Origin of the sequence: Lacticaseibacillus casei DSM 20011 = JCM 1134 = ATCC 393 (genome assembly GCF_000829055.1) — a bacterium.
Taxonomy (GTDB): domain Bacteria; phylum Bacillota; class Bacilli; order Lactobacillales; family Lactobacillaceae; genus Lacticaseibacillus; species Lacticaseibacillus casei.
In genome coordinates this window covers 1,435,953-1,449,922 of record NZ_AP012544.1, presented here as the reverse complement: position 1 = coordinate 1,449,922, position 13,970 = coordinate 1,435,953, and the positions used below count along the sequence as shown (strand labels likewise).

14 protein-coding genes are annotated in these 13,970 nt (G+C 42.0%); 11 read left to right on the top strand and 3 right to left on the bottom strand.

The genetic code is table 11. The annotated features are described in order from the left end of the window. Position 1 precedes the first annotated feature (1 nt). The 5 genes from LBCZ_RS07170 (at position 2) to LBCZ_RS07150 (ending at position 3,111) form a co-directional block, all read left to right on the top strand. Positions 2-781 (top strand): hypothetical protein, encoded by a 780-nt coding sequence (locus LBCZ_RS07170; RefSeq protein WP_025013629.1) that lies wholly within the window; start codon positions 2-4, stop codon positions 779-781. Beyond that, complete coding sequence (locus LBCZ_RS07165) at positions 774-1,181, top strand: single-stranded DNA-binding protein (RefSeq protein ID WP_025013628.1); 408 nt, start codon at positions 774-776, stop codon at positions 1,179-1,181. The genes LBCZ_RS07170 and LBCZ_RS07165 overlap by 8 nt, the downstream gene beginning before the upstream one ends. A gap of 20 nt (positions 1,182-1,201) precedes the next feature. Beyond that, entirely contained in the window at positions 1,202-1,723 is a 522-nt protein-coding gene (locus LBCZ_RS16615; protein ID WP_025013627.1) for an HNH endonuclease, read from the top strand. A gap of 69 nt (positions 1,724-1,792) precedes the next feature. Beyond that, positions 1,793-2,791 carry an IS30 family transposase gene (locus tag LBCZ_RS07155; protein WP_025013626.1) on the top strand — a complete coding sequence of 333 codons (999 nt, stop codon included), beginning with the start codon at positions 1,793-1,795 and terminating at the stop codon, positions 2,789-2,791. A 32-nt stretch (positions 2,792-2,823) separates the two neighbouring features. Then, entirely contained in the window at positions 2,824-3,111 is a 288-nt protein-coding gene (locus LBCZ_RS07150; RefSeq protein ID WP_025013625.1) for a hypothetical protein, read from the top strand. 115 nt (positions 3,112-3,226) lie between these two features. Here LBCZ_RS07150 and LBCZ_RS16375 read toward each other — a convergent pair whose 3' ends face one another. Continuing rightward, positions 3,227-4,417, bottom strand: a complete 1,191-nt coding sequence (locus LBCZ_RS16375) for a glycosyltransferase family 2 protein (protein WP_225421701.1) — start codon at positions 4,415-4,417, stop codon at positions 3,227-3,229. A gap of 77 nt (positions 4,418-4,494) precedes the next feature. Further along, entirely contained in the window at positions 4,495-4,671 is a 177-nt protein-coding gene (locus LBCZ_RS15580) for an LPXTG cell wall anchor domain-containing protein (RefSeq protein WP_107750381.1), read from the bottom strand. Between the two features lie 231 nt (positions 4,672-4,902). Between LBCZ_RS15580 and LBCZ_RS07140 the strand changes: the two genes are divergently transcribed. Beyond that, entirely contained in the window at positions 4,903-5,463 is a 561-nt protein-coding gene (locus tag LBCZ_RS07140) for a recombinase family protein (protein WP_025013623.1), read from the top strand. Between the two features lie 494 nt (positions 5,464-5,957). Further along, entirely contained in the window at positions 5,958-6,419 is a 462-nt protein-coding gene (locus tag LBCZ_RS07135; protein ID WP_225423315.1) for a phage terminase small subunit P27 family, read from the top strand. A gap of 52 nt (positions 6,420-6,471) precedes the next feature. Here the strand turns inward: LBCZ_RS07135 and LBCZ_RS07130 are convergent, their stop codons facing one another. Next, positions 6,472-7,524, bottom strand: coding sequence for an IS30 family transposase (locus LBCZ_RS07130; RefSeq protein ID WP_010620018.1), 1,053 nt, complete (start codon positions 7,522-7,524; stop codon positions 6,472-6,474). Between the two features lie 168 nt (positions 7,525-7,692). Between LBCZ_RS07130 and LBCZ_RS07125 the strand changes: the two genes are divergently transcribed. From LBCZ_RS07125 to LBCZ_RS07105, 4 genes are all read left to right on the top strand, one after another. Next, on the top strand, positions 7,693-9,594 hold the full coding sequence (locus LBCZ_RS07125; protein ID WP_025013704.1) for a terminase TerL endonuclease subunit: 1,902 nt from the start codon (positions 7,693-7,695) through the stop codon (positions 9,592-9,594). 101 nt (positions 9,595-9,695) lie between these two features. Next, complete coding sequence (locus LBCZ_RS07120; protein ID WP_003561810.1) at positions 9,696-10,625, top strand: IS30-like element ISLpl1 family transposase; 930 nt, start codon at positions 9,696-9,698, stop codon at positions 10,623-10,625. 316 nt (positions 10,626-10,941) lie between these two features. Further along, positions 10,942-12,042, top strand: a complete 1,101-nt coding sequence (locus tag LBCZ_RS07110; RefSeq protein WP_025013706.1) for a phage portal protein — start codon at positions 10,942-10,944, stop codon at positions 12,040-12,042. Further along, a complete protein-coding gene (locus LBCZ_RS07105; RefSeq protein ID WP_025013707.1) occupies positions 12,042-13,967 on the top strand; it encodes a phage major capsid protein in 1,926 nt (641 codons plus the stop codon). Before LBCZ_RS07110 ends, LBCZ_RS07105 begins: the two co-directional genes overlap by 1 nt. The last annotated feature ends 3 nt before the right edge of the window (positions 13,968-13,970 follow it).

The window sequence follows — 13,970 nt, the reverse complement described above, 5'->3', positions numbered from 1 at the left end:
GTTGCTGAATGAAAAGACAATAAAGGAGCTTATATCAACGCCAGCCTTCCTCAGTAACGCTTCAAAGCTGGCTTATGAGCTACGCATGAGCCAAAGAGACGCAAGCCAGGAGCTTCTGATTGAACTCCTTAGTCACCGGCTTCGTACATGGACTGACAAATATGTGACCCTTGCTATACAACGTGACCTGCCGAGCCTAAAGTGGCGCATCAAGTACGCTGCCAAGGATTATTACAGACGTGTCAATAAGGATGCCGCCAGAGAGCTTACCAAGTCCCAGATGCTGGCAGGAATGGAGCCACATGTAAGTAACCAAAGTGAAGTATTGGAAGCACTAGAAAGGCTACCAGAGCTGTTTAAGAATGCTAACACTAGGACTTGGGCAGAAAGTGTGCTCAGGGTTGGGCAACGGGAAACGATGGTGAACTTCAACCAGTCACCAAGGCAATTCAATAGCAAGTTAAATAAGGTGTGCAAGTATTGCCATCCGCATAGGCAACCGAAGCAACCTAACAGCCACACAAAGGAATTGCACATACTTACCGAATGGGATGACCTAATGGCCGACCTAGACACTACTGATGACGATGTGCAGGCTTTTATTGGTCAACATGAAGAATACATAAATCAAGTTGTTGATAACTCATTAATCAAGTTTCAAGTCAAAGTATTAAAGGATTTTGTCAACTCAGGCAAAGATAAATACACCTTTAATGAATTGATGCACACAAAATACATAAAGTTGGAACAGGAATTAGATAGGAGAACAAATCATGAATAATTACTCAGCAATTGGACGCATCGCAATGGACCCCAAAATTGGCAATGGTGTTTTAACAAGTCTGTTGGCCATCAAGCGAATCTATAAATCAAGTGACAAGATTGACACTGACTTTATACCCATCACACTTTTTGGACATCAAGCGGAAAACTTTAACCGGTTAACAAGCAAGGGTGACAAGATTGGCATTGTTGGCTCAATTAAGACCAGCAAATATGCAGATGAAAATGGTGAGGTGCGCTTTGGGTGGAGTGTGGTGGTTAATCATTTCTATTTGCTCTCCACTAAGCCACACAATGATGCATCAAGGGATTCATCACCACAGCTGAGTGATGCAACGGTTAACTCGCTTAGTACAAAATTAAATGGGCTTGTTAAGGATAGCGACTTGCCATTTTGAATAAGCGAAAGAAGCAACAGGTGCATGAATGCAATGAGCCGTTATGCCATGCAATAGTGCCAGTTTCTGAAAGGTACTGTGCAAAGCATAAGGCCATACATGAGCAGCAATGGCAAGCCAAGAAGGCCAGCTACAGGCGGTCAAAGTTGGCAACGGCAGTCAAATCAAGCAAGGGCAAAAGGTACGACCAAACAGAGCGAGACCCAGTTGCAAAAGCATTTTACCATTCATCAAGGTGGACAAAGGTACGAGACGCCACATATGCCCGTGATGGAGCAACCTGTCAAGTGTGTGGCAACATTGTTCAAGAGCGAAAGATAGTCGACCATATCGTGCCAAGACGGTGTTCACCAGAGCAAGCATTAGATTCAGCCAACCTATGGTGCTTGTGCTACAAGTGTCACTTTAGGAAGACAAAGCTAGAACAGATAATCAGTCAGCAAACACACGGGGACACCAAATTGAAACATTTGGATCGCACATTTTGGACGAAAGTTTTGAGGACGGATTTACAATTCAAGTGCAACAAATTAGTCAAATAGAAAAGACTCATAGCCTGAGTCCTTGTAAAATGGAATCACCACAAGACCAACTACAAGGAGAACTCGACTATGAGTCCGTACACCCATCTTATCTTAAAAGACCGTGAATCGATACTGCTTGGTATCTCTACAGGCAAAACTCTTGATACCATCGCCAAAGAGATAGGTCGTTCCAAGAGTACAGTCAGCCGTGAAATTGCACGTAACGGCGGCTGGCGGAGCTATTCGGCAGCCACCGCTCAGGACCGCTACCGGCGGGTTCGCTTGGCTAGCAGGCGTCCTCGGATCCTCGATCGACCGGGGACTCGTGACGCTGTCATTCGATATATCACGGTGCTACATTGGTCCCCTGAGCAGATTGCCGGTCGCTTGTCACTAGAAGGCAGTCCTATTCGCATCAGCTATTCGACTATCTACAGAGGTATCTACCTAGATAATCTCGGCGTTCCATTGAAGAGCCATGGTGCTCGCGGGCTACCAAGGCTGCTTCGACACCGAGGCAAGACGCGCAAAATCAAAGGCACCATAAATGAACGCCGGGGGCGCTTCAATGACGTGCCATCAATTCACGACCGACCCCGGTCGGCAGAAAATCGCAGCTGGTTTGGTCACTGGGAAGGCGATACAGTACGCGGTAAAACAGGACACTCTGCATTAGTAACATTAGTTGACCGTAAATCACGCTATCTGCTTTCGAAGCGAACGGCCAACGCAAAAGCTGACACTGTTAGAGACGTCATGATTGAGCTGCTTGGTGCCTTACCAGCTAACCGAGTAAGAACAGTGACTCCTGACCGTGGAAGGGAGTTTGCCCGGTACAGGGAGCTGGCAGAACGTCTGAATACAAAGGTCTTCTTTCCTGACCCACACGCGCCTCAACAACGAGGAACTAACGAAAACACCAACGGACTGATTAGAGAATACTTTCCCAAGAACACAGACCTAGACCTTCAGAGCGACCAGGAAATTGAGACTTACATTGAACAACTGAATAATCGACCACGCAAGGTCTTAGGCTGGAAGACGCCATCAGAAGTCTTCATGGGTAAAAAGTTGCACTTGAGTTGACAATTCGTCAGAGAAAAAAGAGGTAACAAACAATGAATGGCAATGATGATGATTTTAAAGATAATGTTGAATACTTGGCACAGGGAGAGCAACCTAGTGGTCAAATCTTGACACCCACAGAAGTCATTGAAGCTAGTGAGGATTTAATGGAGTATAGGCAAATAATTAACGACAGGCTAATGACGCGTGGATGCGACACTGGACTGATTACTATCCAGCTGGCAGATTTAAACAATGAAGCAATTAGTCAACTTACGGACGAGGTAAAAGATGCCGGCTGGCAAGTGGTAATGGAAGACAAGAACTTATACATTCAATGACGATAAGGTTGATGGGTATGATTTAACATATTCAAAAAACGGCTTTTCCTTTGAAAAGCCGTTTAGGGTAAAGTTTTATAAAATATGAGGAAATTACTGCATACCTCATATGCGTTCATAGGCGCTCTACATGACTCCAATTTGCATGGTTGTTATTATAGTCAACTATAGAATGTAAGTGAAGTATAGAGTTAATCAATGAAACATATTCAACAATTGTCAAAATGTAAGAAAGAAAAAAATTGAATGGTGCGGTACACAGAAGCAACAACTTTGATTTTAACGATTCTCTCGAAGCTGTTACTGATAATGAAATAACTACAAACACGTAAGACACCATCGCAATAAACATTCCTAAATCTTGGAAATAAATTGTAACAAATAATAAATACAAATACACAAAAGGTTCTACAAGCATAAATAGTTCCTGGAAAACTGCAAGCGGCAACTGGAAAAAAGTTAGCATCTTACTAAACTTTTTATCCATGTTGAAAAATAAATTGTGATATTTTACGAATGCTATGAAGCGTCCATATTTCCAACGATATCTCTGTTTGATCAAAGATTTAAACTTTTTCACAGGTTGGGTATAGGCTACTGCATCATTGGCATATCCTATAATGTTATCTTTATTACCATACCTAGAGAGAAGTTTTAAAGTCAGATCAATGTCTTCGGTCGGAGTGTTCGTGTCGTATCCACCAATATTTTTAAGCTTATCTGTTCTAAAAGTAGACCCAATGCCTCCTATGATGTAAAGCGTTTTCAAGACGTGTTCAGCGCATTTACCTCTATAAGCACTTATGAATTCAAAACGCTGGCATTCTCCAATAAAGGTTGGTAAGGTTAACATCTTCACGTTCATAGCAAGTGCGACTATTTTGGGGTTCAAAAACCATTTGACCATTTTCTCTATGGCATCTTCTTTTAGGAGAGAATCGGCATCGAGAACCATTGTTAGGACAGAATTGTCATAATTAAACAGGGCGTTATTGATTGCTACAGACTTTCCTGAGTTTGGTTGCTGAATCAGTTTGATATCATTATCAGGATGAACTTCGATAAATTCTTTGACCAAAATAGCTGTGTTATCAGACGAACCATCATCAACTACTACAATGCTGATTTTTTTATAAGTACTTCTGCAAATTGAGGCCAGTGTTTGGATTATGGCCTTTTCTTCATTAAAAGCGGGAACAATAACTGATATTGAAGGACTAAAACGCTTTATCCTCCTGTGATGAGCATATCTGTATTTTATAAACTGATAGTCATACACATTTGCAAACCAGAAAGTGATAAACATCCTCAATAAGCCTAATGCACTCATACATAGAATGAAAATATTTAGGCTATAAATGTATGGTTGAAGACTCGAACCAATCATTTAACGTTATACCATTTTCTAAGGAAAAAATTGTACCCACTAAAAAGTGCAATAGCTAAAATTAAAACACTTCCAACTATTGGCAAAAAGTTAAAAATATGTTCACCAGTTACAGGTAAAGTGGCAGCTCCCACTAAAGCTGCGGATCTTCCTAAGTTTCCAGTTTGTGACATAAATATTCCTCCTTATGAGATCGTCCATAACTTTTAAGTTGTAGTATGAATCTCTGTTAGCAAGGAATGAGGTTAATAGTACCATGACAGACTGCGTTTTTCTAACAAACTATTCATTTTCAGGGGATAGACTTCTTTATAACTCTGTGATATAGTTTCATTGTTTAAGAAATGGAAGCAGTCTGCAACTTAAAATTGCGGACTGCTTTTTTTATTGATCGAGGTGTATTTATGATTTATGGATATGCACGTGTAAGCACTGACGGACAGAATCTAAGTGTCCAAATACAAACGTTAAAGCAGGCAGGAGCAATAAGGATTTACTCAGAAAAGTACACTGGAACAACTATGGTAAGACCTGCTTTTAAAGAAATGATTTGCTTGATGCAACCAGGTGACAAGCTGATTGTAACAAAACTTGACAGATTCGCACGAAATACCAAAGAAGCACTAGAAGTGATTCAGCGACTGTTTGACAAGAATATTTCAGTAATGATTCTGAATTTAGGAACCATTGATAACACTCCAACAGGTAGACTTGTGTTTACAGTATTCTCAGCTTTTGCACAATTTGAACGAGACATGATAGTTTCAAGAACTCAAGAAGGAAAACAATATGCCAGAGCGCACAACCCTCACTTCAAAGAGGGACGTCCAAATACATATTCTGAAGATGATATCAGAAAAGCATTTAGGCTTCGCGAAAAAAATCTTTCGTATAGAAGAATTAGAAGAATAACTGGAATAAGTGAAACAACTTTAAAAAGACGTTTTAAGCAAATAGAGAGTTAGCTCCATGTTGTGTCACCTTTATACATAAGCAAGGGTCAGCCAAGGGTTGGCTCTTTTTCTATGCCAAGACAAAAAATGGCGCACTCATTACGTATATATATATGCAGGGTACAGCAGGCGACAATTGATTGCCTTGCACAGCCATCGCTTAACCCATTAGAATTTAAAATGATGAACCATAAACAATAAATAATGGACAACAAATATTAAATAACACATTCAAAAAGTTAAAAAGCTGTAACACCCGCCCCCGTAGGCGTAGAGAGGGACCTCACATAACAAAGTGGTCTTCTCTCCAAAAATGTGTAATTATAAAAATATTTTATATGGGTCACGTCATAGCCTTCAAACGTTGATATACCGGCATTTGCCATGCTTACAAAAGTACAGTAGATGAATATGGCAAGCAGCGCAAGAAGGCCTACAGGTGCTGATATACAAGCTTTTTCTTTGGAAAGAAATGAAAGGGGGGTACAGGCAAAGTGGGTAGAAAGATGAAAATAACAAATGATGAAGCAGATCGTGCGGATCAGCGTGCACGAACGGAAAAATTGATGAATGAAACACAAGATTGGCAGACGTTACAGCCAACACCGCCAAGATATTTAAAGGGTATAGCTTATCAAGCATGGACTGAGTTGACACCGATTCTAAATCATTCAGGTTTAGTAAAGCAGTCAGACAAGCAAATCGTAAGTAGTTTGTGTGAGCAAATTGCCATTCGCCGTTTGGCATATGAGCAGGTAATGAAGAGTGGCATAGTTCTGGCAAATGGGCGTAAGAACCCAGCATGTGGAGTACTAAATGATAGTACAGCAAAAGTTAAAAGTCTTGCAGAAAGTCTTGGATTATCTCCGCAGGCACGTGCTTCATTGATGAACATTCAGTCAGATAATGCAGATGATGACACACAAAACATTATCGTAAATTGCAAGAACAAGTTAGCCAGTCGTTGAGGACAATCCCAGAACAGGCCGTTATCAAATAGAAGTTGTGGCGCTAGAGAGACTACTGGGCCATGCGGCGAACGCGCCGAGCTTCGGCCTCAAAGTTTTGCTGGGGTGTGCAGTAGCCCTGTTGTTTGCGAGGCAACTGATTCAAGCGGTCTTGCGTGGCCTGCACTTGACTAGGGCTAATGTCATCTAGGGACATGCCCTTAGGGAAGTCCTGGCGGATCATCCGGTTATGTGCCTCGTTGGTGCCACGGTCGCAGGACGTGTAAGGATGGGCGTAGAAGATCTCAGTTTCCGTCCCAGCAAAAGCAGTATTTAAGGCGGTGAACTCGGGTCCGTTGTCGGCTGTGATGGTCTTGATGCAAGCTCCCCATTCGCGCTTGATTCCACGCAATGCATAGCTCACAGAGTCTGCATCTCGTCCTTCGATCAAGCGGAGAAGTTGGCAACGGGTCTTGCGCTCAATCAGAGTCAAGATGACGCTCTCCTTGCCATTGCGTTTACCGACAATGGTATCCATCTCCCAGTGACCGAACTGCCTGCGTCGTTCAACGACCTTAGGCCGTTCCTCGATACTGCGGCCAGCCAGGCGCTTAGCCTTGGTGTGGTGCTGGTGAGAGGTCTTCCGCTTAGTCTTCTCCAACAGGTCGATATTTCGAATCTCTAGGCGTTGGTCGTCAATGTACTGGTACAAAGTCGAGGCACAAACAAGCTCTTCAGGAGTAAACAGCTTGTGTCGCTTGGCATAGCCGATTGAAGCATCCGGCGACCATTTGTCCTGCTTAGCTCGCTGTACGTACCAGGCTAAGAAGACCTGTACGCTGGCGAACTTGTCAGGACGATGGCAGCTCAAGCGTGCAGTCTCGTAACGAGCCTGAGCAGCCTCTGGCAGGTATTGTCGATGGTAGACGCGCTTGCCATTACTCTTCTTGACCTGATCTACTGTACCTCGCTTGATTTCATTATTAATGGTCTGCGGGCAGACGCCAATTTCAGCAGCAATCCAACGATTGGACTTCCCAGCTTGGCGGAATCCGGCCACTTTTCCGCGCTCGAGTGATGTTAAGTGCTGACCTTTTTGGCGGTGTGTGCTATCCTGTTTCTGCATCAAGACAATATCCTCTTCCATTGTTTGTGTAGGAACTTCAATGATACAGGATATCTGTTCTTGATGTTTTTTATTGTCCAAAAAATTTTGAGACAGTGGCTAACTTGATTCTAAAATGCGCGCACAAAACATTATTGAAAAATTGAAAAAGGCAGGAAGTGAACAGTTTTGATAAAGCAGTATGATCTAACACTTCCGAAGCTGACACTTGAAAAGGCCTATAAAGAGCAGCTTAAATCTGGAACTTATGATGCTATCGCTGAAAAGTATAGAGATCCTGGCACAGTATATGCATTCCAAATATTGGAAGGTCAGATTATCGCATGCCATGACGTTAAGTTGCAAGCTTTTAGACACCTACAGGATCTTGCACGTGTTGAGTCCAAGCAAGCAGACTTTCCCTTTCACTATTCTCTTGACAAATGCAGAGAGGTTTTAGGTTTTGCATCACTTTGCCCAGACCCATCAACAGGTAGGCCACTTCCACTGGCCTTATGGCAAAAGGCACTATTGTGTTGGTCCCAAGGTTGGCGGAATAGCAGTGGTGAGCGCCGTTTCCATCGTGTGGTGTTCAGTGTTGCAAGGACTAATGGCAAAACTTATTTGACGGTTATACTTCTCAGCTATCAGTATCTAATTGCTAGTGCTGGGTATAGTAATCAGGACATGGCATACATAGCTCCAGTTTCACAGCAGAGTAAGAAGGGCTGGCGGTACATTAAGACAACGTTTAATCGTCTGCAAAGTGAGGGCTTTGGGGATCAGATGCGTTCAACCAAGACTAAGATTGGTGAGGATGCTGTCAAAAGCAATACTAATCAGAATCAACTGTTGCGTTTGTCAGATGAATCGGGACAGTTTGATAGCTATCATTTGGCCTTTAGCGTTCATGACGAAGCCGGTGATGATGGCAGAATTGGTTTAATCAAAGAAAATGACGGGAAAATCACATCTGGACAAGTGCAGACCTTTGATAGCCAATCATGGGACATCAGTACTGCCTATCCAGACGCCACTTCAAATCTATATCTCACTGAGAAATTAATCAGAGAGGCCATGCTAAAGGATAATGAGCGAGAACTGGACGATAATTTGATGGTTAATTACAGTCAGGACAGTGAAGACGAGGTCAATAATCCTGAAAAATGGATAAAGTCGAACCCACTGCTTCCAGTTGCCGGCAAAACAATGCTTGATTCAATGATTAGTGAGCGTGACACTAAGAAATCAGATGGTAGCTTGTCTGAGTTCATCAACAAGAACCTAAACATGTGGTTGCAGGTAAAGGAAAACAGATTTTTGAACCGCCATGACATAGAAAATGCAGTAGCTGATAAAGTGCCAATCAACACAAATGGTCACGTGTGCTACATCGGTATCGATTTGTCGAAACTTAGCGATGATACTGCTATAGCTCTTGTCTACCCATATCAGGCCAATGGGGATACGCATTACTACATAGAACAACACAGTTGGATACCACTGAATCATACTGGAGGAAGTATTGATAGCAAAGAAAAACAAGATGGTATTAACTATCGCAGGGCTGAACAGCTAGGATACTGTGATATTGCTAGAAATCGCTGGGGATATATAGATGATGACTCAGTTGTCACATACCTTGGTGATTATATAGAGCAAAATCAGTTGCAAGTTCGTTTCATTTGTTATGACCCATGGGCAAGTAGTGATGTTTTAGATAAATTGGTTCAAATCGACAAGTGGCCAATGATGCCTATCCGACAAACAGCACATGACTTAGATAAGCCTACCCATGAGTTTCAGAGACTGATGCGAGAGGGTCGCATTCATTATTCTGACGATCCAATTATCCAATACAGCCTAACCAATGCAATTCTTGTTGGTAACAGTGCGGGCTTAAAGGTTGATAAGGAACGATATACAAGCAAAATTGACTGTGTAGATGCCATTATTGATGCCATGTCTAGAGCAATTTATGAATTTAGTGATGTTAACCCTGACTTTGATCCTAAAGCAAAATTAAAGGACCCATTGTCTGGTATGAGTGATGAAGAACGCCATAAATTCCTGATGGATGTAGGCTTTTAAAAGGTAGATTGTAAAATTAATCCGAACGCTGTTCGGACAAAAAAGATCAGCTTCCTTTAAAATGGTGTTTACCACAAACCCATCTTTTAGGAGCTGATCTTTTGTCTAGTATAACCTATTCCGAACGAATTAAAATCGAAACCTTTTGTGAACTAGGGCTGTCCAATATCCAAATGGGCGTTCGGCTGAACCGATCACCGTCAACAATTTCTTATGAATTATCTCGATGTCAACCTTATCAGGCTGAATTAGCACAAACAGATGCCGAATACAAGCGATCACGATGTGGTCGGAAAACTAAGCTGAGCGATGAGTTAAAGCAAAAAATTCTCAACCATTTACGTCTAAGCTGGTCACCAGGAATGATTGCTCACGAATTTAAACTAGCTACTAAATCTATTTATAATTGGCTAAATCAGGGGAGAATTGGTTTCTCCTTGAATGATCTACCTGAACATGGCGTACGCCAACGGCGTAACGTTGACCAACGATCCAAATATAATCAATCTTTGGGGCGATCAATTGAACAGCGTCCCATGATGATTAATCAACGTAATCGCATCGGCGATTTTGAACTAGATACAGTCGTTGGTCCTCGTGGGCATAGTAAGGCAGTTTTATTAACTTTAATCGATCGAAAATCACGGTTCCTTTGGGCATACCGGTTAAAAGATCGGACGACAGCGACTGTTAATGAAGCACTAACTAAGTTCCTAACCACTTTTAATGGTCCGGTGCACAGCTTTACTGTGGACCGTGGCACTGAGTTTAGTGGGCTAGTATCACTTGAATCACAATATGGTATTAAGACCTATTACTGCCATGCTTATACTCCAGCTGAACGTGGTAGTAATGAACGCTTTAATCGGAATTTGCGTTATTTTTATCCTAAAGGGACTCGTTTTGAGCACATTAGTGCTCAAGATTTAACGACGACGTTACTCCAAATTAACCAGCGACCGCTTAAAATACTCGACTGGCAAACACCGTATCAGGTTATGCTGACAAATTTGTCCAAAAATTCGGATTAAATTTGCAATCTACCAAAAGTCTACATATTTTTTTGCGCTTGAAGGTCAATATTGGTCAAAAATGACGCACTTCATACGTTATATATATGAGAGGTAAAAACAATGAAAGACACAAAGAATCTTAGGGAGGTGCGAGTGTGAGCAAATTGATAATGCTTAAGGAACTGTTGCCAACAGTGTTATTTGTATCCGGCTTAATTGCTATTGTAACCAGTGCCTACCTTTTTAATAGCATCATAGGAACGTTGGTACTAGGCAGTGTATTGCTCTTTTGCGGTTGGCTACTCACGCCTACATCTAAGGCAGGTGGTAGTAGATGAGCATATGGAATCCGTATGAACGAATGCAGAAAAGAAGCATGACGATACCATCAACTAACCTGTCAAGTTACATCATAAGTGGTGGACAAGTATTGCCCAATCATTTGGTTGATGCCAGTACGGCCTTAAATAATTCTGATCTATATGCTGTTACCAACCTTCTAAGCAGTGATATTGCATCGGCAAGTTTTGAAGTGGCTGCACCCTTTGACAAGGTGATAAATAACCCGAACAACCTTATTTCGCCGTTTAACTTTTGGCAATCAGCTGTACTTCAGATGTTGCTTACGGGAAACGCCTATATCGTCATTACAAGAGATAGCAACAATGTTCCTATGAGGCTAGAGATGGCGCCAGCGGCACAGGTAGTAGTCACTTTGGCAGACAGCAGTGCAGATATTAGCTATGCGGTTAACTGGGGAGACGAGAGAGGCACAATCAATTATCCAAGTGCAAACATGCTTCACTTTCGATTGATGGCTAGTGGTAGCAATGGTCAGCAATACATTGGTATTAGTCCACTAGAATCAATAGCAAGCCAAGTCAACATTCAAGATTATGCAAACAAGTTGACACTATCAACTATTAAAAATGCTATTAATCCAAGCACCGTCATTAAAGTTGCTGAGGGTGCACTAAGCCCAGAAGAAAAAGAAGCGACACGAAAAGCTTTTGAAAATGCCAACACAGGTGATAATGCTGGACGGCCTATGGTGCTTGACCAACTTTATGACGTACAAAATTTAGCAATTAATGCTGACGTAAGCAAGTTTCTAACAAGTAATGACTGGTCCAAGACACAGATAGGCAAGGTTTTTGGTGTTCCAGATAGCTATTTGAATGGTCAAGGTGATCAACAAAGTTCATTAGATATGACTAAATCGCTTTATAGCAACACTTTAAGGCGCTATGTAAAGCCAATAGAAAGCGAAATGGGTGCCAAATTTGGCGTCCCCGTGAATATTGATGAAAGTCAAGCAGTAGACGCTGATAATGACCTACTTATTAGCCAGATTCAGAAGTTGCTAAGTGGCACAACACCAGCCATTACGCCTTTACAAGCACAACAAATGCTAGCAAAAAGGGGTGTGATTTAGTGAAAAATGAAGATATACGTACATTTAATGTTCAAATAAGGGCTGAAACAGCTATAGACAGCCAAAGTAGCAATAATCAGGTTGAAAGTAACCAAAATATGGCTATTTCCGGCATCGCAACCGTGTTTAATCAGCCAAGTATTAAGGGTGATTTCACCGAATATATCGACCGAAATGCTCTAAATGGTGTGGATTTGAGCAACGTTTTGCTGCTTTACAGCCACGATTTCAGCAACATTTTGGCCCGTGCAGATGCAAATACACTACAAACAAGCATTCAGCCTGATGGGTTACACTTTAATGCCCAATTGCCAGACACACAGTTGGGGCATGACACATACACAAACATACTGAATGGCAATATCAAGGGCATGAGCTTTGGATTCACCATTGCGCCTGATGGAGATAGCTGGTCAGTCAACTCACAAGGCAACACGATCCATACAATTCATCAAATTGACCAAGTGTTTGAACTGTCGCTGACTCCCATCCCAGCATATACCGAAACAAGTGTTCAAGTGCAAAGGGATTTGGCTCAATTTTTATCAAGTAAGAAAGAAGTTGTGAAGATGGCAGAAAAGCCAGAAGAAAAGCCAGAAGAAAAAGAAGAACAATCTGTTGATGACCAGATGAGGTCATTGAAGGAATTTAAATCACAGTTAGCTGACCTTCAAGCAAAAATTAACACAAAGGTTGTTATTGACAAGCCTGAGGAAGAAAAGCGTGACGCTACACCAGATATGGCAAGTGATGAAACTACTGCACAACCAACATCAGGTGATTTGGTTAGCATGATAGCAACACTTCAAGCTGCTATTCAGTCATTAAGTCAGCAATTAGCAGACCAACAAACGCCAACACAGGCGGACGATGATGCCCCAGATGATGACAATAATGTTGTTTTGGATGAAGCAAAGCCAAAGCAAGAAACAGCTGAAACTGAAAAGCGTGATGATAAGCCAGCTGAGGTAACTGCGGAACAAGATGTCAAGCAAGAAAATAAAAGAGATGGAGAGAAACAAATGGCTAAAAATTTAACAGCAGACAAAGTTGAAGATGAAGAAGTACGTGACTTCAAAGATTTTTTGAAGACTGGCGAAATTAAGAGAGATTCCACAGGCTTTGATAGCAACGCTGGCGAAGCAGTATTGCCTAGCCAAGTATTGGACATTATGAGTCAGCCTAAGGACCCAGCACAATTAGGCGGGTATGTAACTAAGGTTCAGGTTTCTGCACCCACTGGTAAGATTCCTGTTTTGTCTAAGGCTTCTGCACAACTGGTTTCAGCAGCTGAATTGGCTGACAACCCTAAGCTTGCAAACGCAAGTTTAACAAAGGTCACTTATGATGTTAAGACTTTGCGTGGTGCTCTTCCAATTTCACTTGAAATGACCCAAGACTATCCAAATATCACCAGCTTACTGACTCAGTATGTGAACGACATTAAGAACCAAACTGAACAGCATAAGATTGGGGCAGTATTGCAAACAGCTACTCCAGTTGCCGCAACTAGCATTGATGATATTAAGGATGCATTCAACGTTGGCTTGAGCAACTACACTGACCGAATGTTTGTTGTATCTGAATCATTCTTTGCCGCAATTGATAAGCAGAAGGATGGTGAAGGTCGGTACTTGTTACAAGATTCCATCACTTCTCCATCCGGCAAACAACTGTTCGGTGCTCCGCTGGTAGTTGTTGCTGATGATGTGCTTGGCAAGTCTAAAGAAGCAAAGGCATTCATTGGAAGTGTTAAAAACTTTGTGATTGAAACTGTTAAGGGCAACATTAACCTGTCTTGGCAGCGTAACGAGAATTTTGAACAGGTACTTTTGGCAGCACTGCGGGCAGACTTTAAAGCTGCTGATACAGCTGCCGGTAAGTTCATTACTTATACTGCACCAGTTGCTCATCTTGGCAAATAACTA

Excerpts from the sequence above, each read along its gene's own strand:
- LBCZ_RS07165 (WP_025013628.1), top strand. The coding sequence starts at position 774 with ATGAATAATTACTCAGCAATTGGACGCATCGCAATGGACCCCAAAATT.
- LBCZ_RS07155 (WP_025013626.1), top strand. The coding sequence starts at position 1,793 with ATGAGTCCGTACACCCATCTTATCTTAAAAGACCGTGAATCGATACTG.
- LBCZ_RS07150 (WP_025013625.1), top strand. The coding sequence starts at position 2,824 with ATGAATGGCAATGATGATGATTTTAAAGATAATGTTGAATACTTGGCA.
- LBCZ_RS16375 (WP_225421701.1), bottom strand. The coding sequence starts at position 4,417 with ATGTTTATCACTTTCTGGTTTGCAAATGTGTATGACTATCAGTTTATA.
- LBCZ_RS15580 (WP_107750381.1), bottom strand. The coding sequence starts at position 4,671 with ATGTCACAAACTGGAAACTTAGGAAGATCCGCAGCTTTAGTGGGAGCT.
- LBCZ_RS07140 (WP_025013623.1), top strand. The coding sequence starts at position 4,903 with ATGATTTATGGATATGCACGTGTAAGCACTGACGGACAGAATCTAAGT.
- LBCZ_RS07135 (WP_225423315.1), top strand. The coding sequence starts at position 5,958 with ATGAAAATAACAAATGATGAAGCAGATCGTGCGGATCAGCGTGCACGA.
- LBCZ_RS07130 (WP_010620018.1), bottom strand. The coding sequence starts at position 7,524 with ATGCAGAAACAGGATAGCACACACCGCCAAAAAGGTCAGCACTTAACA.
- LBCZ_RS07110 (WP_025013706.1), top strand. The coding sequence starts at position 10,942 with ATGAGCATATGGAATCCGTATGAACGAATGCAGAAAAGAAGCATGACG.